At 66.2% G+C, this 23,235-nt stretch carries 20 protein-coding genes and 1 pseudogene; 14 read left to right on the plus strand and 7 right to left on the minus strand.

What is annotated here, in order from left to right:
• The first annotated feature begins 103 nt into the window (after window positions 1-103).
• From ACOGJB_RS15495 to ACOGJB_RS15510, 4 genes are all read left to right on the plus strand, one after another.
• Complete coding sequence (locus ACOGJB_RS15495) at window positions 104-955, plus strand: LLM class F420-dependent oxidoreductase (RefSeq protein ID WP_419837992.1); 852 nt, start codon at window positions 104-106, stop codon at window positions 953-955.
• Between the two features lie 111 nt (window positions 956-1,066).
• On the plus strand, window positions 1,067-2,647 hold the full coding sequence (locus ACOGJB_RS15500) for an acyl-CoA carboxylase subunit beta (RefSeq protein WP_419837993.1): 1,581 nt from the start codon (window positions 1,067-1,069) through the stop codon (window positions 2,645-2,647).
• A gap of 166 nt (window positions 2,648-2,813) precedes the next feature.
• Complete coding sequence (locus tag ACOGJB_RS15505) at window positions 2,814-3,515, plus strand: ABC transporter ATP-binding protein (protein ID WP_419837994.1); 702 nt, start codon at window positions 2,814-2,816, stop codon at window positions 3,513-3,515.
• A 15-nt stretch (window positions 3,516-3,530) separates the two neighbouring features.
• On the plus strand, window positions 3,531-5,975 hold the full coding sequence (locus ACOGJB_RS15510) for an ABC transporter permease (RefSeq protein WP_419840753.1): 2,445 nt from the start codon (window positions 3,531-3,533) through the stop codon (window positions 5,973-5,975).
• 21 nt (window positions 5,976-5,996) lie between these two features.
• On the opposite strand, the gene gluQRS is transcribed toward ACOGJB_RS15510, so the two are convergent.
• Both gluQRS and ACOGJB_RS15520 read right to left on the minus strand, forming a co-directional pair.
• The gene (gluQRS, locus tag ACOGJB_RS15515) at window positions 5,997-7,025 is read right to left on the minus strand and encodes a tRNA glutamyl-Q(34) synthetase GluQRS (protein WP_419837995.1); all 1,029 of its coding nucleotides are present in this window, start codon (window positions 7,023-7,025) and stop codon (window positions 5,997-5,999) included.
• Between the two features lie 45 nt (window positions 7,026-7,070).
• Window positions 7,071-8,282, minus strand: a complete 1,212-nt coding sequence (locus ACOGJB_RS15520) for a nitroreductase family protein (protein ID WP_419837996.1) — start codon at window positions 8,280-8,282, stop codon at window positions 7,071-7,073.
• 203 nt (window positions 8,283-8,485) lie between these two features.
• On the opposite strand from ACOGJB_RS15520, the gene ACOGJB_RS15525 reads away from it, so the two are divergent.
• Together ACOGJB_RS15525 and ACOGJB_RS15530 are read left to right on the plus strand one after the other, a co-directional pair.
• On the plus strand, window positions 8,486-10,051 hold the full coding sequence (locus ACOGJB_RS15525) for a hypothetical protein (RefSeq protein ID WP_419837997.1): 1,566 nt from the start codon (window positions 8,486-8,488) through the stop codon (window positions 10,049-10,051).
• A gap of 97 nt (window positions 10,052-10,148) precedes the next feature.
• A complete protein-coding gene (locus ACOGJB_RS15530; RefSeq protein WP_419837998.1) occupies window positions 10,149-11,309 on the plus strand; it encodes a pyridoxal phosphate-dependent aminotransferase in 1,161 nt (386 codons plus the stop codon).
• 97 nt (window positions 11,310-11,406) lie between these two features.
• Here ACOGJB_RS15530 and ACOGJB_RS15535 read toward each other — a convergent pair whose 3' ends face one another.
• The 4 genes from ACOGJB_RS15535 to ACOGJB_RS15550 all read right to left on the minus strand — a co-directional run bounded on the left by ACOGJB_RS15535 (window position 11,407) and on the right by ACOGJB_RS15550 (window position 13,848).
• Complete coding sequence (locus ACOGJB_RS15535; protein WP_419837999.1) at window positions 11,407-11,688, minus strand: hypothetical protein; 282 nt, start codon at window positions 11,686-11,688, stop codon at window positions 11,407-11,409.
• A complete protein-coding gene (locus ACOGJB_RS15540) occupies window positions 11,685-11,927 on the minus strand; it encodes a hypothetical protein (RefSeq protein WP_419838000.1) in 243 nt (80 codons plus the stop codon). The genes ACOGJB_RS15535 and ACOGJB_RS15540 overlap by 4 nt, the downstream gene beginning before the upstream one ends.
• A 117-nt stretch (window positions 11,928-12,044) precedes the next feature.
• Entirely contained in the window at window positions 12,045-12,689 is a 645-nt protein-coding gene (locus ACOGJB_RS15545; RefSeq protein WP_419838001.1) for a hypothetical protein, read from the minus strand.
• Window positions 12,690-12,705: 16 nt separating this feature from the next.
• Window positions 12,706-13,848: an LLM class flavin-dependent oxidoreductase gene (locus ACOGJB_RS15550; RefSeq protein WP_419838002.1), complete on the minus strand. Its 1,143-nt coding sequence runs from the start codon at window positions 13,846-13,848 to the stop codon at window positions 12,706-12,708.
• A gap of 176 nt (window positions 13,849-14,024) precedes the next feature.
• Between ACOGJB_RS15550 and paaK the strand changes: the two genes are divergently transcribed.
• Entirely contained in the window at window positions 14,025-15,323 is a 1,299-nt protein-coding gene (gene paaK, locus ACOGJB_RS15555; RefSeq protein ID WP_419838003.1) for a phenylacetate--CoA ligase PaaK, read from the plus strand.
• A 78-nt stretch (window positions 15,324-15,401) separates the two neighbouring features.
• Here the strand turns inward: paaK and ACOGJB_RS15560 are convergent, their stop codons facing one another.
• Complete coding sequence (locus tag ACOGJB_RS15560) at window positions 15,402-16,568, minus strand: Fic family protein (RefSeq protein ID WP_419838004.1); 1,167 nt, start codon at window positions 16,566-16,568, stop codon at window positions 15,402-15,404.
• A 389-nt stretch (window positions 16,569-16,957) separates the two neighbouring features.
• Between ACOGJB_RS15560 and ACOGJB_RS15565 the strand changes: the two genes are divergently transcribed.
• From ACOGJB_RS15565 to ACOGJB_RS15595, 7 genes and pseudogenes are all read left to right on the plus strand, one after another.
• Complete coding sequence (locus ACOGJB_RS15565; protein WP_419838005.1) at window positions 16,958-17,266, plus strand: NIPSNAP family protein; 309 nt, start codon at window positions 16,958-16,960, stop codon at window positions 17,264-17,266.
• A gap of 219 nt (window positions 17,267-17,485) precedes the next feature.
• Window positions 17,486-18,289 (plus strand): HpcH/HpaI aldolase family protein, encoded by an 804-nt coding sequence (locus ACOGJB_RS15570; protein ID WP_419838006.1) that lies wholly within the window; start codon window positions 17,486-17,488, stop codon window positions 18,287-18,289.
• 283 nt (window positions 18,290-18,572) lie between these two features.
• On the plus strand, window positions 18,573-21,677 hold the full coding sequence (locus ACOGJB_RS15575) for a choice-of-anchor R domain-containing protein (protein ID WP_419838007.1): 3,105 nt from the start codon (window positions 18,573-18,575) through the stop codon (window positions 21,675-21,677).
• Window positions 21,678-21,754: 77 nt separating this feature from the next.
• Entirely contained in the window at window positions 21,755-21,940 is a 186-nt protein-coding gene (locus tag ACOGJB_RS15580; protein ID WP_419838008.1) for a hypothetical protein, read from the plus strand.
• Window positions 21,941-22,023: 83 nt separating this feature from the next.
• The gene (locus tag ACOGJB_RS15585; protein ID WP_419838009.1) at window positions 22,024-22,275 is read left to right on the plus strand and encodes a hypothetical protein; all 252 of its coding nucleotides are present in this window, start codon (window positions 22,024-22,026) and stop codon (window positions 22,273-22,275) included.
• Window positions 22,265-22,621, plus strand: a complete 357-nt coding sequence (locus ACOGJB_RS15590; protein ID WP_419838010.1) for a type II toxin-antitoxin system PemK/MazF family toxin — start codon at window positions 22,265-22,267, stop codon at window positions 22,619-22,621. Before ACOGJB_RS15585 ends, ACOGJB_RS15590 begins: the two co-directional genes overlap by 11 nt.
• A gap of 94 nt (window positions 22,622-22,715) precedes the next feature.
• A pseudogene (locus ACOGJB_RS15595) lies at window positions 22,716-23,189 on the plus strand (aldolase/citrate lyase family protein); the annotation flags it as partial.
• Between the last annotated feature and the right edge of the window lie 46 nt (window positions 23,190-23,235).

Consider the following 23,235-nt stretch of genomic DNA (forward strand, 5'->3'; position numbering starts at 1 on the left):
TCCCTGCGGGATCTTATTGATTTTCTGAACGGGCACCCTGGTTGCTGATCGGCCATGATGTTCGCCGCCGCGACGTCCGAGCGCGGCGGAGAGGGGTTCCCAGATGAGATTCGGCCTGATTTCCGCAAACCTGATGGGCAACGTCGACGGCGCTGCCGCACGTGAGACTGCCCAGACCGCCGAGGAAGTCGGCTTCGATTCGCTGTGGGCGATCGAACACGTGGTGGTGCCCAAGTCCTACAGCTCGACCTATCCCTATGACGACGGCGGCCGCCTGTTCAAGGGCGCAAGCCAGATCGACCACTCCGACCCGCTCATCTGGCTGGCGTACGCCGCCGCCGTGACCTCGCGCATCCGGTTGGCAACGGGCATTCTCATCCTGCCGCAGCGCAACCCGCTGATTCTGGCGAAGGAGATCGCTTCGCTGGACCGCCTGTGCGGCGGCCGGTTCGATTTCGGCATCGGCGTGGGATGGCTGCGTGAGGAGTTCGAGGCGCTCGGCGTGCCGTTCGATCGCCGGGGTGCCCGCACCGACGAGTACGTAGCGGCGCTGCGGGTGCTGTGGTCCGAAGAGGAAGCCGAATTCCACGGCGAGTTCGTGGACTTCGATCCGGTCTACTCACAGCCCAAGCCGATCCAGCAGCCGGTGCCGATCCTGGTCGGCGGTCACAGCGACCGCGCGGCCCGGCGCGCCGGCGAGCTCGGCGATGTGTTCTTCCCGGCCGAACGGCCGGCCGAGGTGCTAACGGATCTGTTCGACTCGGCCCGCCGGTACGCCGAGGCCGCGGGGCGCGATCCGGCTGAGATCGAGATGTGGACGACCGGCGGGACCGACCGGGCCCACCTCGACCAGCTGGTCGAGCTCGGTGTCAGTCAGGTGATGGTGCCGGGGCGGCGTCCGCCCCAGCTCGGCGAGACCTACGGGCAGATCCTCGCCGACTACGCGGACGCCTGAGTCTGAGCCACAAGGCGAAACCGGGCCCCAGCGGCCCGTGAGCCCTGTCGCATGGGGATCAGGAACAAGAGCGGGCAACGAAGGGGCAGCTCAGAATGCAGGAGGCGAGCAATGGCTGAGTACGGCGACGGTGACGCGATCACGCACGAGCAGCGGGTTGCCGATATGGCGGCCCACGCCGAGGTGATCCGGCGCGACATGGGTGGTGCCTCGAAGGTCCGGGCGATGGCGGCCGAAGGCGATCGCACGATCCGCGAGCACATCGACGCATTCAGTGACGAGGGCACCTTTCGCGAGATCGGCACGTTCACGCGTTCCTTGCGTCCCGAGGTGCGTGACGTCACGCCCGGTGACGGAAAGATCGGCGGCCATTGCGAAGTCGACGGTCGCCCCGTCGCCGTCTTCGGCGACGACATCACCGTGCTGCGGGGCTCGAGCTCCATAGTCGGCACTCGCAAGGAGAGCCGCTTGTTCGATCGAGCGCTCGCGATGGGCATTCCGATCGTCCACTTCGGCGAGACCGGTGGCGGTCGGATTCCCGACCTGATGGGCTCGGAGGGCATCTCCGAGCCAGGCGCCATGTTCGAAATGGCGCGCCGGCGCCACCGGGTGCCGATGGCCACCATGATCTGCGGCCAGTCGTTCGGCGGCTCGTCGTTCGTGTCTGCGCTGAGCGACTACGTGGTGATGGTGCGCGGCTCGTGCCTCGCCGTGACTTCGCCGAAGGTCTTTGAGATCGCCACCGGTGAGGTCATCTCGTTCGAGGACGTGGGCGGAGTGGACGTGCACTCCCGCAAGACGGGCCAGATCGACCTCGGCGTCGACACCGACGAAGAGGGCTACGCCGCCATCAAGCGGTGGCTGTCGTTCATGCCGTCGAACGCTTGGGAGCCAGCCCCCCGAGCGGAACCTCGCGGCGGCGACGGACCCGATCCCGAGCTCGCCCGCATGGTGCCGGCCCGCCGCACCCGCGGCTACGACATGCGGCGCGTGGTGGCTCGCATCTGCGATCCCGAGTCAGTCCTCGAGATGCAGCCCAACTACGCCCGCAACGTCGTGTGCGCGATGGCGCGGATCGACGGTTTCGCAGTCGGCGTCATCGCCAACAACCCGATGTTCGGCGCCGGCACGCTCGACCCGCAGGCCTGCCACAAGATCATCCGGCTGGCCACCGTCTGCGACTCCTTCAACATCCCGATGATCTTCCTGGTCGATGTGCCGGGCTTCATGGTCGGCAAGCGGGTCGAGCACGACCTGATGCTGCACTGGGGCATGCGCATGATGCACGCGCTGCAGAACGCGTCGACGCCCACCCTCACCGTGTGCATCCGCAAGGCCTTCGGCCTGGCGTGGCAGGCCATGAACGGCTCGCGGATGCCAAGCCACGGCATCTACTGCTGGCCGGGTGCAGAGATCGGGTTCATGGATCCTGAAGTCGGCGTGAATGTGGCGTTCGGCTCGAAGCTGGGACGGATCGATGACCCCGACGAGCGCGAAGCCGAGCGGCTGAAGCTGGTTGCCGAGGTTGCCGAGGCCACCAATCCCTACGACGCAGCCGGCACCATGCGCATCGACGAGATGATCGACCCGGCCGATACGCGCCGCGTGCTCATTTCCGACCTGCGAATGCTGGCCAACAGGCCGGTACCCCCGCCCGAGCAGCGACCGCTCAGCTACTGGCCGAGCTGCTGACGCAGATCCTCGCGAGCATTCCTCGAGAGCGGGCACAGACGTAACCCAGCCGCGAGCGAGGCCGAAGTAGTGTCTCGCTGCAGACCAGATGGTTCCGAGGTCGCTCAAAGGGTTCGATGATGCAGGCAACTACCGAGAGACGCGGGCGATTGGGGAGTTCCGCGACGTGATTGACCTTCAGGGAGTCACCAAGCATTACGAAGTCGGCCCCGTGTTGGTGACGGCGCTTGCCGGCATCGATCTGCATGTCGACGCTGGTGAATTCGTGGTGGTGCTCGGCGCGTCCGGCAGCGGCAAGACCACGACGCTCAACATCATCGGGGCGCTGGACACGCCGTCGTCGGGCAAAGTGACCGTCGGAGGCCGTGATCTCACGTCATCCAGCAGGAGCGAGCTCTTCGCGTTGCGGCGCGAAACCGTCAGCTTCATCTTTCAGAGCTTCAACCTGTTCCCGGGGCTGACCGCAACCGAGAACGTGGAGTTCGGCATGGATGTCTCGGGCCGCAGCGGCTCCGCGGACCCAGCCGAGATTCTGGATTCGGTCGGGCTCGGTCATCGGCTTGGCCACTTTCCCCATGAGCTCTCGGGCGGCGAGCAGCAGCGGGTCGCCATCGCCCGGGCGCTTGCCACCGGCAACCCGGTGCTGCTCGCCGATGAGCCGACTGGCGAGCTGGATTTCAAGACAGGTGCCCAGATTCTCGAACTGCTGGCCGAGCAGGCCAGCCGAGACCGCGCAGTGCTCGTGGTGACCCACAATCGCGAGATATCCCGGATGGCCGACCGGGTCGTCGAGATGAGCAGTGGGAACATCGTCAGCGACGGACCGCCGGAAGGCGGCAAGATGCCGCTGTCCGAATTGCGCTGGTAGGTCTCGAACGTGTGGATGTTGCGCCTGCGGTGGACGTTGAGGGACGCCCGCAGGCGATGGCTCCAGATTGTCGGTATCTCGTTCACCCTCGCCATCGGCATCGGGCTGTTCGCAGGACTTTCCAGCGTCACCGAATGGAGGCTCACCTCCATCGACAAGAGCCTCGAAGTCACCAACATGTACGACCTGCGCGCGACGGTCACCGGGGGCACCGAGGTGCCAGCGGGGGCGCTCGCGCGTATTGCGAGCGAGATCGACGGCGTCGCTGAGTACAACGAACGCCTCGTTTTCGATACCCAGATCGACGCCGTCGTTGACGGCGAGGAAGTGCTCGTACACGGGCGCGTCGTCGGCATGGAGATGTCCCCGAGCGGTTCCGTCGTCAACGACGTCTACCTGATTGAGGGCGATGTGCTGCCGACGGCTGGGACACCCACCCCGCAAGCGCTGATCGACCGGAACTTCGCCGCGTTCTTGGACCTGCCGACGAGTGGCGTTGTAACGGTGGGAGGGGACATCGATGTCAACTACATCGGCCATGCCGTATCGCCTGAGTACTTCCTGATCGTCGAGGGGAACGGTTCGCTCGGCAAGTCCAATCTCGCCGTGCTGTTCGCACCGCTGGCCACCGCGCAGGACATGTCCGGCAAGGCCGGTTCCGTCAATGACTTGGTGCTGACGCTCGAACCGGATGTTGAAGCCGAAGTGGTGAGGGCCCAGCTGATCGATGCGGCAGCGTCGCTGGACGGTGCGCTGCTCGATGTCATCGCTAGGGACGAGACGCCGTCGTACATCGGGTTGACCGGTTCGCCCGAAATCGACCAGGGAATTTACGATGCCATCTCGCTCTTGCTCTTCGCGGGGGCGGCGTTCGCCGCGTTGAATTTCTCGGCGCGGATGGTCGAAGCGCAACGGCGTGAAATCGGCGCGGCGATGGCAATCGGGGAGACCCCCCGATCAATCACCGTCAGGCCGCTGCTGATCGGCTTGCAGATCGGGATCCTTGGCATGATCCTGGGCGTCGTCGTCGGTTACGCGATCTCGTTTCAGACAGTGAGCGTGGTCCAGGAGATCGTGCGGCTGCCGATCTTCGAGCAACCGTTCCAGGGAGCGATTTACGGCCGAGCCCTCGCGATCGGTTTCGCGGTGCCGATGCTGGCCGTGTTCTGGCCGGTGTTCCGCGCCGTGCGTGTGCGGCCGGTCGACGCAATCCGGTCGAGCCATCTGGCCTCGCGGGGCGGCAGCCTGGGACCGATCATCAGCCGCATCCCTTTGCCCGGACGCAGCCTTGAGCGGATGCCGATCCGGAACTTGATGAGGGCGCCCCGCCGGACATTCTTGACGCTGCTGACCTTCACCATGAGCCTGGCGATCATGTTCGCCATGCTGGGCATGTCCAGCACATTCACAACCACCTTCGACGAGGGCAACAAGGAGTTGCTCGGCGGCGAGTCCGACCGCTTCTCGGTGCAGATGGATTCCTTCTACCCGGTCGATTCACCGCAGGTGCAAGATGTGCTCACCGATCCGACGGTGCAACTCGGCGAGACGGCAATGGTGCTTGGGGCCAATGTGACCGCCGCCGAAGCCAGCGAAGACGTCGACGACCCGACCCGACTCGATCTCGTAGTTCGCTTTGTGGACTTCGGTAGCAATGTGTGGACCCCCACCGCAACGCAAGGAACGTTGTCTCGGGGAGCGCAGGGCATCGTGCTGGCTGACAAGGCAGCGAGCGACTTCGGCGTGGAAGTCGGCGACGACGTGATCGTCACCCACCCGGCGCTGGTCGACGGGGCGTTCACATACGACACGCGCACGTTGCCGGTCACCGCGATACACCCCCATCCGTTGCGGCTCAACGCCTACATGGATCTCTCGCAGGCATCGACGTGGGGCTTCGGCGGCCTCGCCAACATTGTCACTGGTGTTCCGGCAGACGGCAGCAGCCTCAACGAGGTGAAGCGGTCGCTCTTCGGCAGCGGCAAGGGCGTGGCACTGGTGCAGGGGCTCGGCGATTCGTTCCGGTCAGTGGAAGACTCCCTCGACCAATCTCAAAGCGTTTTCCTCATCACGCGGATCTTCGTGATCTTCCTGGTGATGCTGATCGCATTCAATACCGCCAACATCAACGTGGACGAACGGTCTCGCGACCACGCCACGATGTTCGCCTATGGCGTTCCCGTGCGAAGAGTGATTGCCAACCTGTCGGCAGAAGGGCTGCTGTTGGGCATGGCAGCGGTGGTGCTCGGCGGCTTGTTCGGCTACGCGCTGCTGCTGTGGATGGCGTTGTTCCTGATGCCGACCGCGATCCCCGAGATCGGCATGATCGTGTCGGTCCGCTGGTGGGAGATGGCCGTGTCGTTCGTCTTGGCCTTGGCGGCGATCGCGGTGGCGCCGGTGTTCCCCGGTCGCAAGCTGAAGAAGATGTTCATCCCCGGCCAACTGCGGGTGATGGAGTAGGCCCGAGCCGCTGCTGCGAACTCAATCAGCGGTGCCGCTCAGGCTTGGGCCTGCGGGAGGCGTGCAGATCCACGGCTCTCTTGGCAGTGCCACAGGATCGAAGGCCTCCGCGACGGCCGGCAAGTCGGCTGCTGAGGACACGGGTTCGAGTTCGAGGCTTGACAGCAGCAGGTTGAGAACCTCGATCGGAGTCTCGCCAAGCGCTAGCCGGTCGGTCAGCGTCACCGCGCCGTCGCGCTTGGCGAGGCGGCGACCTTGCGGGCCGAGCACCAGGGGGACGTGGGCATATGTGGGCGGTTCGACGCCGAGCAGCCGCGCGAGGTGCACCTGGCGGGGAGTGGATTGCAGCAGATCATCGCCTCGCACGACCTCGGTAACGCCTTGGGCAGCATCGTCGACGACAACAGCGAGGTTGTAGGCGGGGGTGCCGTCGGCGCGCTGGAGCACGAAATCGTCGACGACGCTGGTGTAGCTGCCGATCTGGCGGTCGGTGACGGTCAACTCGGCGTGTTCCCGGCGCGTGCTTGCGCCATCTGGTCCGCCGGCCTCGGTTGTGTCGACGCGCAAGCGCAAGGCGGGCGGGCGGCCGTCGCGGCGACGCCGTTCTCGATCACCGTGCGCAAGACGCCGGCAGGTTCCGGGGTAGGCGCCTTCGGGCGACGGTCCATGGGGAGCTGCCGCCGCTTCGGCAATCTCACGACGTGAGCAGTAGCACTCGTAGGTGAGCTCGCGTCGGCGCAGGTCTGCGATGGCGTCGCGGTACAGGTTCGCGCGGTCGCTCTGGCGGATTGGCTCGCCGTCCCAATCGAGCCCCAATGCCGCCATGTCGCGCAGCTGGGAGTCGTAGAACTGGGGTCGCACGGCACCGTCGAGGTCTTCGAAGCGCCACAGGAATCGTCCGCTTGCAGAGCGGGCGAACAGCCATGCCAGCAGTGCGGTGCGCAGGTTCCCCAAGTGCAGATCGCCGGTCGGGCTCGGGGCCCAGCGACCGACAGTGGAACCCTCTCGCTGCGGCACTCGTTCGTTCCCGCTCTTGTTCGCTGCGCTCACGGGCCGCTCGGGCCACGGCTTCGCCTATCGGCTCAGCCTCTGTGCTCAAACGCTGCTTTCTGCGAGCGTCTTGATGCCCTCGACGCAGCGCGCCATGTTTGCCATGTGCTCGCTCTGGCGACGGGACAGGATGCGAGGCTCCTTGTCGGGCATCGCCTCGATGGCTGCGCTGAGGCCCGAGGGCCCGGGGCCGATGCGCACGGTGTGACGCAGCCGGCAGCGCTGGCCATGCAGCACGTCGATTTCGTAGCGCCACCGGGCACCGGCGACGTCTTCGGTCTCGCCGGTTGCCCAGCCGAACAGCACGCCGGGCTCGTACTCGGTGACGGTGAGATCGATGTTCCATTCGCCGATGGCTGGATGCTGGTTGTGGCCGATGAACTTGGCGCCGACGGCCGGACCGTCGTAGCCGGGGGCCCACTCGGCACGCACGAACTCCTCGGAGAAATCGGCGCCCGCGTTGATGTCGCTCACGATCTCCCACACGCGTTCGGCGGGCGCGTCGATGTCGACCTCCACGGTGGCGCCTGGACCCTCGCCGAGCGTGCGGGCGGCTGTTTCGTCGCCCCGTGCCTCCCAGGTGCGCCCCCAGTTGTCCACGTAGGCAATCTCGTTGGCGCGCCGCCGCGGCACCGCGCCGAACTCGGTGCCCGTCGCATACGCCAGCGGCAGCAGCGCGACCGGCGTGACACCTTCAGGGATGCCGAGTGTGTCGCGCAGTTCGGCTTCCTTGTTGAGAATTGCTGTGGTCCACGCGGTGGCGAGGCCCCGGGCGCGAGCAGCGAGGCAGAAGCTCCACGCTGACTGCAGGACCGAGTCGAACAGGCCCGGTTTGCCGCTGTTGTCGTGGACGCCCCACACGCAGGGGATGACGATGACCGGCACCTCGGCAAGGTGTTCCGCGAGGTGGAACGCCGACTTCATCACCTGTTCCATCGGATGGCCCGTGCCCGCAGTGGCGTCTCGGCCGCGCTGCATGAAGCTGCCGACGATCGAGTTGTACATGTCGCCGATGGCCTGCCGTTGGGCGGGGTCGCGGATCAGCAGCCAGCGCCGGCTGGCCTGGTTGCCGCCTCCGGGCCCCTGCTCGGCGACGTCGATGCAGTCGAGCACGACGTCATGGGGCACCTCGCGTTCGAGGTCCAGCCGCAGCCGCACCGAACGCGTGGTGGACAGCACGCCGTCCACTGAAGCCAGGTCGACCCCGGCGGTGTCGTAACGGGCGGGGACGTGGGGGTTCAGTTGCGGTGTCGGCATGTCCGCCAGTATTGCCGCCCCGCTCACTAGTTTCGCCTGCCGTGACGAAATTCTCGTCCGCCGGCGCCTTGCGGGCGTTCACCGACGCTCTCGCGCCGCGACGTCGCAGCTGAGTCACGACGCCCTTGCACGCACCGACCCGCCCAGACGTTCGCGGACCCACCGCAGGGTCGTCGACGCTTCGACCCGCCAAGATCGGAGCTGTGCTGGCGCTCGTCGTGGCCGCCTTCGCGTGCGCCTGCATCCCCAGTCGTTGGCAGACCCAAGACGGCCCCGAGCCGGTAGCAGGAGTCTCAGTCGACACCGCCAGCGCCGCCGAGACGACGGAATCGGAGGCGGCGGACTCTTCCGCATCGGACGAGCCTGCCGTGACGGTGCGCGACTGCTCGCCGCGGGCCGCGCCCGACGACCTCGTGATCGACATCGACGCCGCCGTGCTCGCGAGCGTCCGGATTTCGAGCGCGCTCTACGGCTGCGCCGACGAGGTCGGACTGGCGTTCGCCGACGATTCCGAGGCCATCCGCACGCTGGCCGCACGCGGGGTTCGCGGCCCCCTGCTGCTGGTCGAGTCGTGGACGGCGCCCGAACCGATGACCGAGCTGCGGCGCCTGGCCCCGGAGCGGATCGTGGCAGCTGGCTTCAACCGCCAACGCATCAGGCAACGTCTCGCCGGTCTCGGTCTCGCCGGTGCCGAAGTCGAGTGGGTGCCCGTCAATCCGACCGCGGTGCTACCGCCCCAGGACACCCCCCCTCAGCGTGTGTGGATCTTCGGCAGCGCCGAGCAGGCTGCGGTGCTCGATGCCGTCGTGAGACAGATCGACGCGGCCGCGGTGAGCGTGGCGGTGGGTGACGACTTGCGAGCCATGCCAGCGGAGGAGCGAGGGATGCTCCGCGACGCTGCGCACGTGGAGATGCATGCGGATTTCGGCCCGGATGCAGCGTGGCAACTCGAAGTCGTCCGTCGGGGTGACGAGGTGCCTGGCGGTGGCCTGCTCATGTACGAGCCGGGCCGCGCCCGCCGTCTGGTTGCCATGTACGGCCACCCATCGACGTCGCAGCTTGGTGTGCTGGGGGAGCAGGACCCATCGCAGGGGGTAGCGCGCTTGGCGTCCATCGCGCAGGGCTACGAGGCTGACGGTTCCGAGGTGGTGCTCGCGTTCGAGATCATCGCCACCGTCGCCTCAGCCAGGGCCGGCCGAGACGGCGACTACTCCAATGAGACTGCCCTCGACGACATCAGGCCGTGGATCGAGGAGGCTGCGGCCAACGACATGTACGTCGTGCTGGACTTGCAGTCGGGACGGACCGATTTCCTCACGCAGGCCAAGCTGTATGCGGAGTTCCTACGGCTGCCCCATGTCGGGTTGGCGATCGACCCCGAGTGGCGACTGCGGCCCGACCAGGTGCATCTGCGCCAGGTCGGCACGGTCGACGCCGCCGAGATCAATCAGGTCGTGCGGTGGCTGGCCGGGCTCGTACGCGAGGAGGCGCTGCCCCAGAAGCTGCTGATCCTGCACCAGTTCCGCTTTTCGATGATCACCAACCGTGATCTGGTCGAGACCCCCGCGGAGCTGGCCGTGCTGGTCCACATGGACGGGCAAGGCCCGATCGCCACCAAATACAGCACATGGGCGGCGTTGACCGGCGAGCCGGACGCCCATCGCTTCTATTGGGGCTGGAAGAACTTCTACGACGAAGATTTTCCGACTCCGACAGCGGAACAGGTGCTGGCCCTGACCCCGTCGCCGCTGTTCGTCTCGTACCAGTAGGACGTCGGCCGGGTTCGACGGTCTCAGCCTTCGTGGCGCGCAGCGGCATGCACGCTGCGCTGAGAGGACCCGACGAACGCGTCGTACCCTCTGGCTCGTGGCACGGCTGCCGTACCTGAACTCGCGTTTGCAGGGCTATCAGTCGACGATTTTCGCGGAGATGTCGGCGCTGGCGGTGCGGACCGGCGCCATCAACCTGGGACAGGGCTTCCCCGACACCGACGGGCCGACCGAAGTGCTCGAAGCGGCGGTCGCAGCGATCCGCAGCGCCACTGCGAACCAGTACCCGCCGGGCATCGGCATTGGTGAGCTGCGCCATGCGGTGGCCCGGCATCAGAAGCGCTTCTGGGGCATGGACGTCGACCCCGACAGCGAGGTGCTCATCACGGCCGGTGCGAGCGAGGCGCTGGCGGCGAGCATCCTGGCGTTGACCGAGGTGGGTGACGACGTGCTCACCTTCGAGCCCTGGTACGACCTGTACGGCGCCGTGATCTCCATGGCCGGAGCAGTGCGCAAGGTGGTGACCTTGCGACCGCCCGATTACGGATTCGACCCTGACGAGCTGGCGGCGGCAGTGACGCCGCGCACCCGGCTGCTGGTGCTCAACAGCCCGCACAACCCGACCGGCAAGGTATTCGCCCGGGCGGAGCTCGAGGCCATTGCGGAAGTGGCCATCGAGCGGGACCTCATCGTGGTCACCGACGAGGTATATGAGCACCTGGTATTCGACGGTGAGCACATCCCCATCGCGACGCTGCCGGGCATGGCTGACCGCACGGTCACCATCTCGAGCGGCGGCAAGACCTTCGCCGTGACCGGCTGGAAGATCGGCTGGGTGTGCGCACGACCAGAGCTGGTGGCGGCGGTGCGCACGGCCAAGCAATGGCTGACCTACGTCAGCGGCGGTCCGTTCCAGCACGCGATCGCGGCCGGGCTGGACCTCGGCGACGACTACTTCACAACTCAGGCCGAGGACCTGCGCGCCAAGCGGGATCGGCTGTCGGCGGGACTGCGATCGACCGGCCTGGAAGTCTTCGAGCCGTCGGGGACCTATTTCATCACCGCCGACATCCGCTCGATCGGCCACGACGACGGCATCGAATTCTGCTGGAACTTGCCTGAGCGGATCGGCGTGGCCGCAGTGCCCAACGTGGTCATGTACGACAACGTCGATGAGGGCCGCTACCTCGTCCGCTTTGCCTTCTGCAAGCAGCACGACGTCCTCGACGCAGCCATAGACCGCCTCGGTTCGCTCTGACGGATCTGCGCGCTGGGTGTCCGCGTGGGGCACTGCACGCCAGCCGTGACCATGTCGAGTCTCGGCGAACGGACAATCGCTGCATGGCTCAGAGCTGTCAGGAAGGTTCGGCAGGTGTGTCGTAGCGCTGTTGGGCTTCTGCTTCCGGCAGGCCAAGCAACTCGCCGATGCGCTGCCACGAGACGCCGTCAACGCGAGCTGCTGTCACCTTGGCGTGAATCAGCTCGCCTGGGCTCTTGGGGTCGTTTGCGGCGCAGCGGAGCCACCAGTCGGAGATTGGGTGGCGGATGGCCTGATCGAAGTCGAAATTCTCACACCGTCGACCGACTTCGTCCCAGTCGCCGCGTTCTATGAGTTCGTCAATGGTTGGCTCGGTCATGGTGCGCCGTTCCATTTGCGCCGCATGAACCTCGGGCGTGCCGGCATGGCGTGGAAGATCTCGGGCGTCGATCCGCGAAAGCGAACAGTGAGTTCCAATGGTCGCCCTGAGCGGTCTCCGCCGACGATCATGACCATGTCGTCGGACTCGTATGCGTCGAATGCATTTCGATAGGCGTGGAGGATGTCGTCGTCGCTGACGCCGTGCTTGCGCGCGCTGGGCCGAATGAAGGGATCCACCTCACCCTACCGGGAGGTTGGTGCCCGCTCTGCCAGTCGCCAGCGGGTCTTCGTGGACGTGAACACCCGTGGTTTCTATATAGCTTGAAAATATTTTTCAATTTATTTTATGCCTTTTCAATTAACCGTCTGATCCGGCAAGGATGGGAAGAGGGTGACTGCGAGGGCGGAGCCGATCATGCCGCCGCTGGTCGACAGGACGAGGTCGGCGACGGTGTCGTCGTAGGTGAGATCGAGTCCGCCGCCGGCGCCGGTTTCGGCCACGATCCACTCGGCCGCTTCCCAGCCCACGATGGCCAGCGCTCCCAGGCCGGCACCGAGCAGCCAGGCGTCTCCGCGGGACAGGCGGGCCGCGGCCCCGCCGCGGCGGTAGCGCCACGCGTGGAATGCACCGACGAGCAGGATCCAGTTGAGCGTGTGGAGCACGTCGTCGGTGGCGTCGAACGTGTCATAGACGTACGCCAGGTTGCCGAGCGTGTCGATCAGGAACGGGGCCACGATCAGCATGTCGGCCGTTGCGGGGTAGGGCCGGAACCGCCCACGCACCCCCCACGCCAGCGGCACCACCACCGCTGAGAGCATGAACAGCGGGAAGCGGAAGGCCATCCCCTTGCCTTCGAGGTGGTCGAGCGGGATCGCGATCGCCACGACGAAGCACAGTGCCAGCGCAATCTTGAACGCCATGGCCACGGCCACCACCCGACGGCGGCGGTCGAGTGCGGCGACCCCGTTGGGCGAGCCTGACGAGGCGGGTGCCGTCACTGGAGGGAAGCCCGTTTCAGGAGCCGGCTCGCAGGGGGGCGATCACGCCCTCGGCGAACTCGTTGAGCATGGCCAGCTCTTGGTCCTGGGTGAAGTAGCCGACGTGATGCCATAAGAAGAACTCGGTGACGCCGAACTCCTCGTGCAATGAGGCGACGTGGTCGAGTTCCTCCTCCCGGCTGCCTCGCCACACACGCCCCATCGGCACCACGTAGGGGGGCGCGTTGTATGCCCAGTTGAAGAGCTCCTCGAAACCGTCGTACAGGTCGGCGGCCTCGGCCGGCGTTCGGCCCATCGTGAGGTGGCCGCCGATCGCCAGCGCATCGGCCGCCGTGGTGTCACGGCCTGAGCTGTGCGCCTCTTCGAGATAGATATCGAGCGCGGTGCCGATGAAGCTCTGCCGCTCGGGGGCGACGAAGCTGACCATCTTGCCGCCCTCGCGCGCCCAGAACTTCGACGTCTCCATGCTGTAGCTGAACGGCGCGTACACCGGCGGGTGCGGCTGCTGCAGGGGCCGGGGCACGATGCCGATCTCGCGCAGTGTCTTGTTCTCGTCGACGGCAGTCGGGTCGAAGTCGTCAGTGGGCGGGAAGTGCCATTCCATCTCCGGAGGTGCCTGCCAGAACTCGCCCTGGATCGACACCTTGTCCTGGGTCCACAGCGACTTCACCAGGTGCCAGTTCTCATACAGCGCCCGGCGGTTGCGCTGGTCGGCGTCCGACTTGTCGGACTCGGTGGAGGTGATGCCCAGGTGCTGGCCGAACGTGCCCGTCCAGCGCGGCGTGTTGCCCCGTGAGAACCCCACGAAGGTCCGCCCGCCGGTGAAGTGGTCGAGCATGGCGATGTTCTCAGCGAGCTGGATCGGGTTCACGGCGGTGAGGTTCATCCCGAGCTGGCCAACCCGCATCCGCTCGGTGTGCTGGGCCACGAAGTAGTCCCAGAACAGCGGGTTGGTGGTGGTCTCGATGCCCTCGACCTGCAGGTGCTGCTCGGTCATGGCGAAGCCGTCGTAGCCCACCGACTCGGCGAACTGCATCTGTGTTCGTATGTGATCCATCAGGGTCTGCCAGCGCTCGGGCATCGAACCAGCGAGGCCGATCTGCTCGCCCCGGCGGCGCATGTAAGGCACCACGAGAATGGTGAAGCGGAAGTCGGTCATCGGATTCGGGAGTCCCTTCGACGCGCAGTGCTCTGGGGGAGTGACCGCGCAGACTGCAACACTATGAAACTGACCGGCTCGATAGCTGACTGGTTCAGCAGCAGACCGGCTCAGCAACCGCCCAGCGTGTCGACTGAGTCAACCCGGCATCGCCCGATCGCGGAAGGAACCGCCATATGCCCAAGTTCGAACCCGTTGAGGGGCGGGGGCTTCATCCCATCGAGAACGCCCCGATCCGCGAAATTCGAGCCCTCCAGCTCGAGCGGCTGAAGTGGAGCCTGGCGCATGCCTACGCGCATGTGCCCGCGTACCAGCAGCTGTTCGACCAAGCGGGCGTGCATCCATCAGATCTTCACTGTCTCAAGGACTTGCAGCGGTTCCCGTTCACGTCGAAGAAGGAGCTGCGCGACAACTATCCCTTCGGGATGTTCGCCGTGCCCCGCGAACAGGTGCTGCGGGTGCATGCCTCGTCGGGCACCACCGGCAAGCCGACGGTCGTGGGCTACACCCAGGCCGACCTCGACATGTGGTCCCACGTCTTCCAACGTTCGTTGACGGCGGCTGGTGCGCGGCCCGGCGATGTCGTCCATGTCGCCTACGGCTACGGCCTGTTCACCGGCGGGCTGGGCGCGCACTATGGCGCTGAGCAGTTCGGCTGCACGGTGGTTCCCGCATCGGTCGGCCAGACCGCCCGTCAAGTGCAACTGCTGGTGGACTTCGACGCCGATGTGCTGTGCGCGACGCCGTCGTATGCGCTGGTGATCGCCGACGAGTTCCGCAACCAGGGCATCGACCCGACATCGACATCGCTGCGAGTGGGGATCTTCGGGGCCGAGCCGTGGTCGGAGGCCATGCGGGCAGAGCTGGAGGAGGCGTTCGGGATCGATGCCGTGGACATCTACGGCCTCTCCGAGGTCATCGGCGGCGGCGTGGCGAACGAATGCGTCGAGACCAAGGACGGGCCGACGATCTGGGAAGACCACTTCTACCCCGAGATCATCGACCCCGATTCGGGCGAGGTGCTGCCCGAGGGCGAGACGGGCGAGCTGGTGTTCACGTCGCTCACCAAGGAGGCGATGCCGGTCATCCGGTACCGCACCCGCGACATCTGCTCGCTGCAGCCAGGGACAGCACGTTCGATGCGACGCATGGGCCGCGTCGCCGCACGCAGCGATGACATGCTCATCATCCGCGGCGTCAACGTGTTTCCGAGCCAGTTCGAAGAACTGGTGTCGGCCGATCCGCGGCTCACCGGGCACTTCTTCCTCGAGGTGCATGAGCGGGGGCGCATGGAGGGCATCACGGCAGTGCTCGAGCCGAGACCCGATGCCGGCGATCACGAGACGATTGCCCAGGAGTTCGCCGGCACCGTTCGCCAGCGCATCGGCATCGCCGTGGAGGTTCGCACGGTCGAGCCCGACGGCATTCCGCGCTCGCAAGGCAAGGCCCAGCGAGTCCGCGACCTCCGAGGCTGAGCGCCCGGCAAGGCGGCCCGGCAAACCCCGGCAATCCCTTCGCCGCCCACCCACCCCTTCGGGCCGCCGGCTCCCGACCTACAACGGTTCAGTCCCCTCGCCAAGAATGTCCAGATACTCGGTGTATGCAAAGAGCCGGTTGCGTCGCTGACCGGTCAGTTCGTGAGCGATTCCCATGCCGCACAGACGTTCGAGAGCGTGCGTCGCGGTCGTGACGGCGAAGCCGGCGAGTTCAGCTGCGGTGGCAATGTCCAGCACCGGCCGCGCCGTGAGGGCATCGTGGACGCGGGCTGTTGAACCGCTGACCCGACCGAGGTCGTGGAGGCGGGCGCGGTCGGCATCGAATGCGGCTCGCAGTCGCCGTGATGCGTTCGTGGCGTCATCTGCTGCCACGGTGACTGCATCCATGAAGAACAGCAGCCACTGCTCCCAGTCGCCGCGCTGCCGAACTCGATCAAGAAGCTCGTAGTACTCATGACGATTTCGCTTGAAGTGCAAGCTGACGTAGAGCAGCGGCGTGCGCAGAACCTCTGCGTTGTGCAGCGCCAACACGATGAGCATGCGTCCCACGCGTCCGTTGCCGTCGAGGAAGGGATGGATGGTCTCGAACTGCACGTGAGCGAGTCCCGAGCGAACCAGCGCAGGAAACCCATCAGCGCTGTCGTGCAGGAATGACTCGAGGTGTGACATCGATTCGCCGAGAAGGTGCGGCGGCGGTGGCACGAATCGCGCGGTGCCTGGACGTGAGCCGCCAATCCAGTTCTGCGATGTACGGAACTCTCCCGGCAGCTTCTCCGCGCCGCGTCCGCTCCGCAGCACGATGGCGTGGGCGTCGCGCAGCAGACGGTTGCACAGCGGCAAACCCGTAGGACTCGCGATCTGCTCGAATGCCATGTTCACGGCTGCGACGTAGTTGGATGTCTCGGCAATGTCGTCTAAGGGCACGGCTGGCGCCGCGCCGAGTTCGTGGCGCAACAGATCTGACAGCGTCGACTGGGTGCCCTCAATCTGGGAGGAAAGCACCGCCTCCTTGCGGACGCACGAATACAAGAGCAGGTCGGTGTTGGGCAATACGTGCGCTGCCCCATCGAGCCGTCCCAGTGCCAGGGCTGCGCGCTCAGTCGCTGCGCTCAGTTCTCTGCTGGTGATGAGCGCGGCAGGTGGCGGCAGCGGGTCCGGTACGAACGCCCGATATTCCTCGTCGCCGGTGCGGATGGTCTCATAGCGGCCGGTCGGTGCCTTCACAGGAACTCCAAGGTTTGGGGCAGGCGTACGACATTGTAATTATACAGGTAAAGCCATAAATCATATAAATACACTGTAACATCACGAAATTGTAACGCAGTGCGCAAATCGAGGCCGACAGACCGCGATCCGCAGAGCGGGGTGCCGAGGTCTGGCGTTTTTATTCCATTTTGTGGCCGAAACAAAACTAACGTTACTGCCTATTTCAGTGAAGTGGAATAGGAAATCCAGTTGTTCCAGATTCGACCTGAAATGAAACTGACGGCGCGGCCGACGGTCGGAGCTTGGTCGTGCAGTGCTCTGCAATCTGCGTGAGCGCCGCATCGGCACTACGGTTCGGTCTGTCGCCCGTGGACGTGGCAGCAGCAGGGCAACCGAAGGGGAGAGCCATGAGCTTTGTGGAGATGCGGCGCTACCGGCTGAAGGTGGGCGCACCTGACCGCTGGGTGAAGGAGTACTTCGAGAAGGGCTACGAGGCACAGCGCAAGCATCTCGGCGAGCCGGTCGGCTACTACACGACCGAGTTCGGCGGCATCAACGAGATCATCCACATGTGGCGCTACGACACGCTCGACGAGCGCGCCCAGAAGCGCAAGGCGCTCTTCGAAGACGCCCAGTGGCTGGAGTTCGTGAAGGAGATCGCACCGCTGGTCGAGACGCAGGAGAACACGCTGCTGCGCGACATCTTCGAGACCTGAGACACTGGCCGTTCCCATCCACGCTGTCCTGTGCCCAACGGATCAGCGCTCACGGTTTCGGGCGCGCTCGGCCGCCGCCGCTGACGGGCACCGGACCAAACGGCCCCGTTGAGGGCCGTGACTCGTCCCGTCTCATTCGTTGTTCGTTCCCCGACGGCAACCGAGGCTCGAGCGCCTACCGTTGGCGCCCGCACGCAGCACACCTGAGGAGACAGCGTCATGCCGAACACGATGATGGACACCTGGGCGTCCGGGGGCGAGACCTTGGGCACATGGCTGTCGATGGCGTCCAGCCATTCAGCCGAGATCGCCGGGCGCGCTGGCTTCGACTACGTCTGCGTGGACATGCAGCACGGCGTCGCCGACTACCAGGCTGCAGTGGAGATGATGCAGGCCATCGAGATGAGCGGCGGCACGCCGATCGTGCGGGTGCCGTGGAACGAGCCCGGCATCATCGGACGAGTGCTCGACGCGGGGGCTCGGGGCGTGGTGGTGCCGATGGTGAACTCGGTCGAGGAGGCGCAGGCTGCCGTGACGGCGTGCAAGTACCCCCCGCTCGGCGCCCGCAGCTTCGGCCCGGTGCTCGTGGCGGCTCGGGCAGCAGCGGGGGAGAACTACTTCGAGGTGGCGAACGCCACCACGGCTTGCGTTCCCATGATCGAGACCCGCCAGGCGGTCGAGGCGCTCGATGAGATCTTGGCGATCGAGGGCGTGGATGCGATCTATGTCGGGCCGGCCGATCTGTCGATCAGCTACGGCTACGGGCCCGGCTACACCGACGACCACGCCGATTACAAGGCGGCACTTGAGCACATCGCCGAGCGGTGCGCTGCGCACGGCGTGGTGGCCGGCATCCATTCGACGGCGTCGCTGTCGGCGGACCGTCGTGGCAAGGGCTTTCGCATGCAGACCGTGTCGGGCGACGCCATGGCGCTCGGCCGCGGCATGGCCCGCGACCTGCGCACCGCCCGAGAGTCCGGCGTCGCCGAGGCCGCCAGCGGAGCCGACGCCAAGATCTACTGAGCCACACGCCTGCGGCGCGGCTGCGTCTCGTGGTGTCGGGCACGCCGTTCGTGCTCGCCGACCCCATGTTGGGGCTGGGGCGGCTGGTGCCGTACGCGTTGTTGACTTTGGGTGTGGAGCGGTGCACACTTGCCGGCGGATAAAATCTGTAGGCGGCCTGGGCCCGGTCTGGGTGCAGTGGGGAATGGAAGGCTTGTTCGGATGAGTGGTCGGTTGTCGGGTTCGAGAGTTGCTGGTGGTGTCGGTGTGAGCGGCGCGATTCCGGGGGGGGGGGTCGGTGCGTGTGAGGGCCGGCGGCCGCGTGCCGCGCGCGTTGCTGGCGGCGTTTTTGTTGCCGGCGTTGTTGGCGTTGGCGCCGTTGTCGTCGGCGGGGGCGCAGACGCCTGACCCGGTGTTGGTGAGCAATCTGGGCCAGAGCGAGGGAAACGACTACGAGTTGCATTTGTTTGATGCTGCGCAGGCGTTCTCGACGGGCGGCAACGCGTTGGGTTACACGTTGGGCAGTGTCGATGTGCAGTTTGCTCAGTTGACTGATGCTGCTACGGCTTCGAAGCTGTCGGTGTCGGTGCATGCTGAGTCGGACGGCCGCCCCGGCGGTGTTGTCGGGACGTTGGCGTGGCCGGCTTTCTCGCCGTTCAGCAGTGTTCAGAGGCTGCGTTTCGCGGCGCCGGGGAGCGGCATCAGCCTCGCGGCGGACACCGAGTATTTCGTTGTGCTCGACAACCATGGCAGTCTTTCGGGCATCAACCGTGTCGACAGCGCGGCTTCGGACGACGAGGACTCGGGCGGGACGCCCGGCTTCAGTATCGCTGACAGCAGCTTTGCGCGTAGCTCCAATGTGAGCAGCGGCTCGTGGTCCGCCCCCCGCACGGAGATCGTGAAGATCGCGGTGAACGGCACGGCGAATGCGGCGTCGGATCTGTTGGTGTCGGCGCCTTCGGTGGTGAACGTGCGTGAGGGCCAGACGGTGTCTGTGCGTCTGGACTTGGCTAAGGAGGTGACTGGCCGGGTGCCGGTGACGGTGGTGTCGTCTGATCCGTCGCGGGTCAGGGTGAATCATCCGGATCAGTTGTTCATGGGCCGCAAGTACGTGAATGGCCATAACGGACGTAACGGCGTCGTGGGCGTTCAGGTGCAGACCAGTCTTATTCCCGGCAGCGGTCGCTTGGTTGGCAACCGTGGTACACATTTTGACCCTAGCTATGGTTGGTCGGATCAGGACAGGTATGAGCCGTCTGGGTCGATCGGTTTCGATTTCACTGCTGCGGACTGGGCGGGTTATACGTCTATTGAGGAGCCTGTGCTGCACAAGGGCTTTCGGGTGGTGGAGGTGACTGGTGTGGCTTCTGGTGCGGATGGGCTGCCCGCTAATGGGCCTGACGCGAAGTTCCAGTTGTTGTTGTCGTCGAGCGATGCGTCGGTGGCGTTCGCGCCGATCACGGTGGTGGTGAAGCGTTCTCGGGGGCTCGATCCGGTGTTCGACCCGGACCCGCGTTTCAGTTTCGGGTGCCGTGAGCGGGAGTGCCTGCGTGTCGATGAGGGCGGCTCGGTTTCCTACACGGTGCGGAATTTCAATGTTCCGGCGCCGGGGTCGCCGTTGACGATCACCCCGACGGGCGAGGGCTTGTCGTTCGATCCGCCGGTGGTGTCGTGGACGCATCGCGATCACGACGAGCCGCGCACGGTGACGGTGACCGCTGCTCACGACAGTGACGTGAGGTCTGATACTCGGATCATCCGTCACGTGTTCAGCGAGAACTGGGACACGTCGGGGTCGCTGTCGAAGATCCTGCGGCGAAGCGAGTCCAAGGCTGAGGCGGAGTCCGACTTCAACATGGCGGTGCGGGTGGTCGACGACGATCTGAGGAGCTTCGATGCTGTGGGCGCCGACGGGGCCGTGATCAGTCAGGTCAGCGTGTTGAGCCGTGCGGGCGAGAGCCGTTCGGGGCTGGGACGTTTCTGGCTCCGGGTCGACGGGCCGCCTGACTGCGAGCGCCGTTCTGCGGGGTTGTGCTGGGATACGTTGCGGATCCGGCTGCGCACCGGCCGCCCGGACGGGTCGTGGGACAACGCGCCGGTGGCCGCGACGGTGCATCGCGCCGATCAGGCGGGTGCGGGTGCGTTGTCGTACTCGAAGGTCGCGGGGCCCAGGCACTGGTACGCGATGCATATCAGGCCGGAGCACTGGGACAGGCTGTTGCGGGTCGATTTGACGCTGGACCCGGCGTTGTACGGTTCCAGCGGCAGCTATGTCATCTCGATGAGCCTGGAGCGGGCGAACGGCGAGCCGTCGGCGCATCGGCGGGTCACGGTCAGCTACGGGCCGAACCTGGAGACCTCTCCCAGCGTCGACGACAACGTTCCGGTGTCCGACGGCGTTCCGGTGCCCGACGGCCAGCAAGCACCCCCCCACGACCAGGACGGGGCCGACCAGCAGCAGGCCGTCCCCGACGCGGACAGCGGCGGCGCGGACCCGGTGCCGTATGCGGCGGATCCCCAGGTCGTCTCCGCGGTGCAGTACTTGGCGTCGCAGACCCATCACGGCTTCGCGCACGTGAACCGCTGGCAGCGGGCGCTCGCCGCGATCGGCGCGCTGGACCCCGCCGACGTGACGGGCGGCGCGCTGAGCCTGGCCGAGGCCCGCCGCAACGCCAGCAGGTACAGCAGCCCGGTGTGGGACCAGGTAGTCGCCGAGATCGAAGCCAAGCAAGCCCACGACACAGCACAACAACAACAGCAGCCACAGCAGCAGCAGCCTGTCGGCGACGGCCAGCCACAGCAGCAGCCGCAGCACCAGCCTGTCGTCGTGCCTGAGGTGACTGTCGTGTCCGCGTCAGGAGCGACCGAGGGATCCGCGGTGACGTTCACGGTGGCAGCGTCGCCTGCGCCCGCAGCGGACTTGGCTGTGTCGGTCACGATCGCGGCGGCTGGCGATTACGGCGTCACCGCAGGCACGCGCACGGTCACGATCCCCGCCGGTTCGTCGTCGGCGACGCTGACCGTGGCTACCGTCGGCGACACGACAGACGAGCCCGACGGGACCATCACCGCTGCGGTGGCCGACGGCGGCGGCTACACCGTGGGCGCCGCAGCCGCGGCGACGGCCGCCGTGTCCGACGACGACGACCCGCCGGCGGCGTACGTGATGGACCCGGCGCTGATCGCGGAGGTCCAAGCGCACATCGCGTCGTTCAGGGCGCGCAGCCACCACGCAGGGATACGCGACTGGACAGCGGTGCTCGACCGGCTCGAAGGCCGCAGCGGCGCCATGAGCGACGACCACATCGCAGCATGGCTCGCCCGGTCACGCCGTCACGGCTGGGCCGACGGCATCGACACGCTGCCCAAAGTGCAAGCAGCGCTCGCCGCCCAAGCAGCCGCCTCATAACCCCAACAACCACAACAGCGGCCGACATCCACGAACTCATCGGCAAGCGACGCGAGCAGGGCTGGGCGTTTGTGTTCATGGGCGCCAACCAGGATTCCTACGCGGAGAGCGCCCGCCTTGGGGTCGATCAGCGAAACGTGCAGAACTACGAGGCCTCTGACGAAGGTGTCGGTGAGGCGTTCGCGTCGGTGAGCCGGGCCTACAGCCAGCGGCGAGCAATGTCCTCCACAGCCGCCAGCGGAGCCGACTCCAAGATCTACTGACGCCGCCGGCATTGGCGCGGTGCGGCTCCCGCGGACGGCGTTCGCAGACGAGGCCAAATTGGTCGCTGCGTTAGGCTATGAATATGGCGCTAACTCAGACGACTACACTGCGGGTTACCACCGAGTTGCGTGACGAGATCGCTCGCCTCGCTGAGCAGCGGAGCACTTCGATGCTGCAGGTTGTGACCGAAGCCGTGCATCGGCTCAGCCGTGATGAATGGTGGACCTCGGTTCGGGATGCGCTCGACGATCTCGATTCGGAACAGGCGGCCTTGTATCAGGCCGAGAGCCGCCGTCTTGATGCCGCGGCTGCGGACGGCCTCGATGGCGGTTGAGGAGCAGCTGTTCCGCGGCGACATCTGGCTCGTCGATTTTGGTGCCGAACCGCGCGATCCCGAACAGGCGCTCGTGCGCCCGGCGGTGATCGTGTCGGAGAACCGGCTGCATCATCCGAATCTGAAGATGGTCATCGTCGTTCCCGGTACATCCACGATTCGGGGAATCCCCTTGCACGTCGTCTGCCAGCCTGACCGCGCCAACGGATTGTCGACGGAGACGGCGTTTCAGATCGAGCAGGTGCGAGCGCTCTCGACCGAGCGTCTCATCCGTCGGGTCGGCCGTTTGCACGCGCTGGAGTTACGGACGATTGACGAGACACTGCGGAGCGCCTTCGACCTCTGACCAGATTCGGTGGAGCGAACTGGGCCGAGGATGGCGGTGTCGGTGAGGCGTTCGCGTCGGTGAGCCGGGCCTACAGCGAGCGGCGTGCAAGTACCCCCCGCTCGGCGCCCGCAGCTTCGGCCCGGTGCTCGTGGCTGCACGGGCGGCAGCGGGGGAGGACTACTTCGAAGCGGCGAACGACACCACGGCCTGCATTCCCATGATCGAGACCCGCCAAGCGGTCGAGGCGCTCGATGAGATCTTGGCGATCGAGGGCGTGGATGCGATCTATGTCGGGCCTGCCGATCTGTCGATCAGCTACGGCTACGGGCCCGGCTACACCGACGACCACGCCGATTACAAGGCGGCACTGGAGCACATCGCCGAGCGGTGCGCTGCGCACGGCGTGGTGGCCGGCATCCATTCCACGGCGGAACTCTCGGCGGACCGTCGTGGCAAGGGCTTTCGCATGCAGACCGTGTCGGGCGACGCCATGGCGCTCGGCCGCGGCATGGCCCGCGACCTGCGCACCGCCCGAGAGTCCGGCGTCGCCGAGGCCGCCAGCGGAGCCGACGCCAAGATCTACTGAGCCACACGCCTGCGGCGCGGCTGCGTCTCGTGGTGTCGGGCACGCC

The sequence above is a fragment of the Candidatus Poriferisodalis sp. genome (assembly GCF_965208895.1).
In the GTDB taxonomy this organism is placed as follows: Bacteria; Actinomycetota; Acidimicrobiia; order Acidimicrobiales; family Poriferisodalaceae; genus Poriferisodalis.

Coding starts and splice junctions, on each gene's coding strand:
- ACOGJB_RS15585 (WP_419838009.1), top strand. CDS start 22,024: ATGGCGCTAACTCAGACGACTACACTGCGGGTTACCACCGAGTTGCGT.
- ACOGJB_RS15520 (WP_419837996.1), bottom strand. CDS start 8,282: ATGCCGACACCGCAACTGAACCCCCACGTCCCCGCCCGTTACGACACC.
- ACOGJB_RS15535 (WP_419837999.1), bottom strand. CDS start 11,688: ATGACCGAGCCAACCATTGACGAACTCATAGAACGCGGCGACTGGGAC.
- ACOGJB_RS15550 (WP_419838002.1), bottom strand. CDS start 13,848: ATGACCGACTTCCGCTTCACCATTCTCGTGGTGCCTTACATGCGCCGC.
- ACOGJB_RS15565 (WP_419838005.1), top strand. CDS start 16,958: ATGAGCTTTGTGGAGATGCGGCGCTACCGGCTGAAGGTGGGCGCACCT.
- ACOGJB_RS15590 (WP_419838010.1), top strand. CDS start 22,265: ATGGCGGTTGAGGAGCAGCTGTTCCGCGGCGACATCTGGCTCGTCGAT.
- ACOGJB_RS15500 (WP_419837993.1), top strand. CDS start 1,067: ATGGCTGAGTACGGCGACGGTGACGCGATCACGCACGAGCAGCGGGTT.
- ACOGJB_RS15495 (WP_419837992.1), top strand. CDS start 104: ATGAGATTCGGCCTGATTTCCGCAAACCTGATGGGCAACGTCGACGGC.
- ACOGJB_RS15570 (WP_419838006.1), top strand. CDS start 17,486: ATGCCGAACACGATGATGGACACCTGGGCGTCCGGGGGCGAGACCTTG.
- ACOGJB_RS15580 (WP_419838008.1), top strand. CDS start 21,755: ATGGGCGCCAACCAGGATTCCTACGCGGAGAGCGCCCGCCTTGGGGTC.
- paaK (WP_419838003.1), top strand. CDS start 14,025: ATGCCCAAGTTCGAACCCGTTGAGGGGCGGGGGCTTCATCCCATCGAG.
- ACOGJB_RS15510 (WP_419840753.1), top strand. CDS start 3,531: ATGTTGCGCCTGCGGTGGACGTTGAGGGACGCCCGCAGGCGATGGCTC.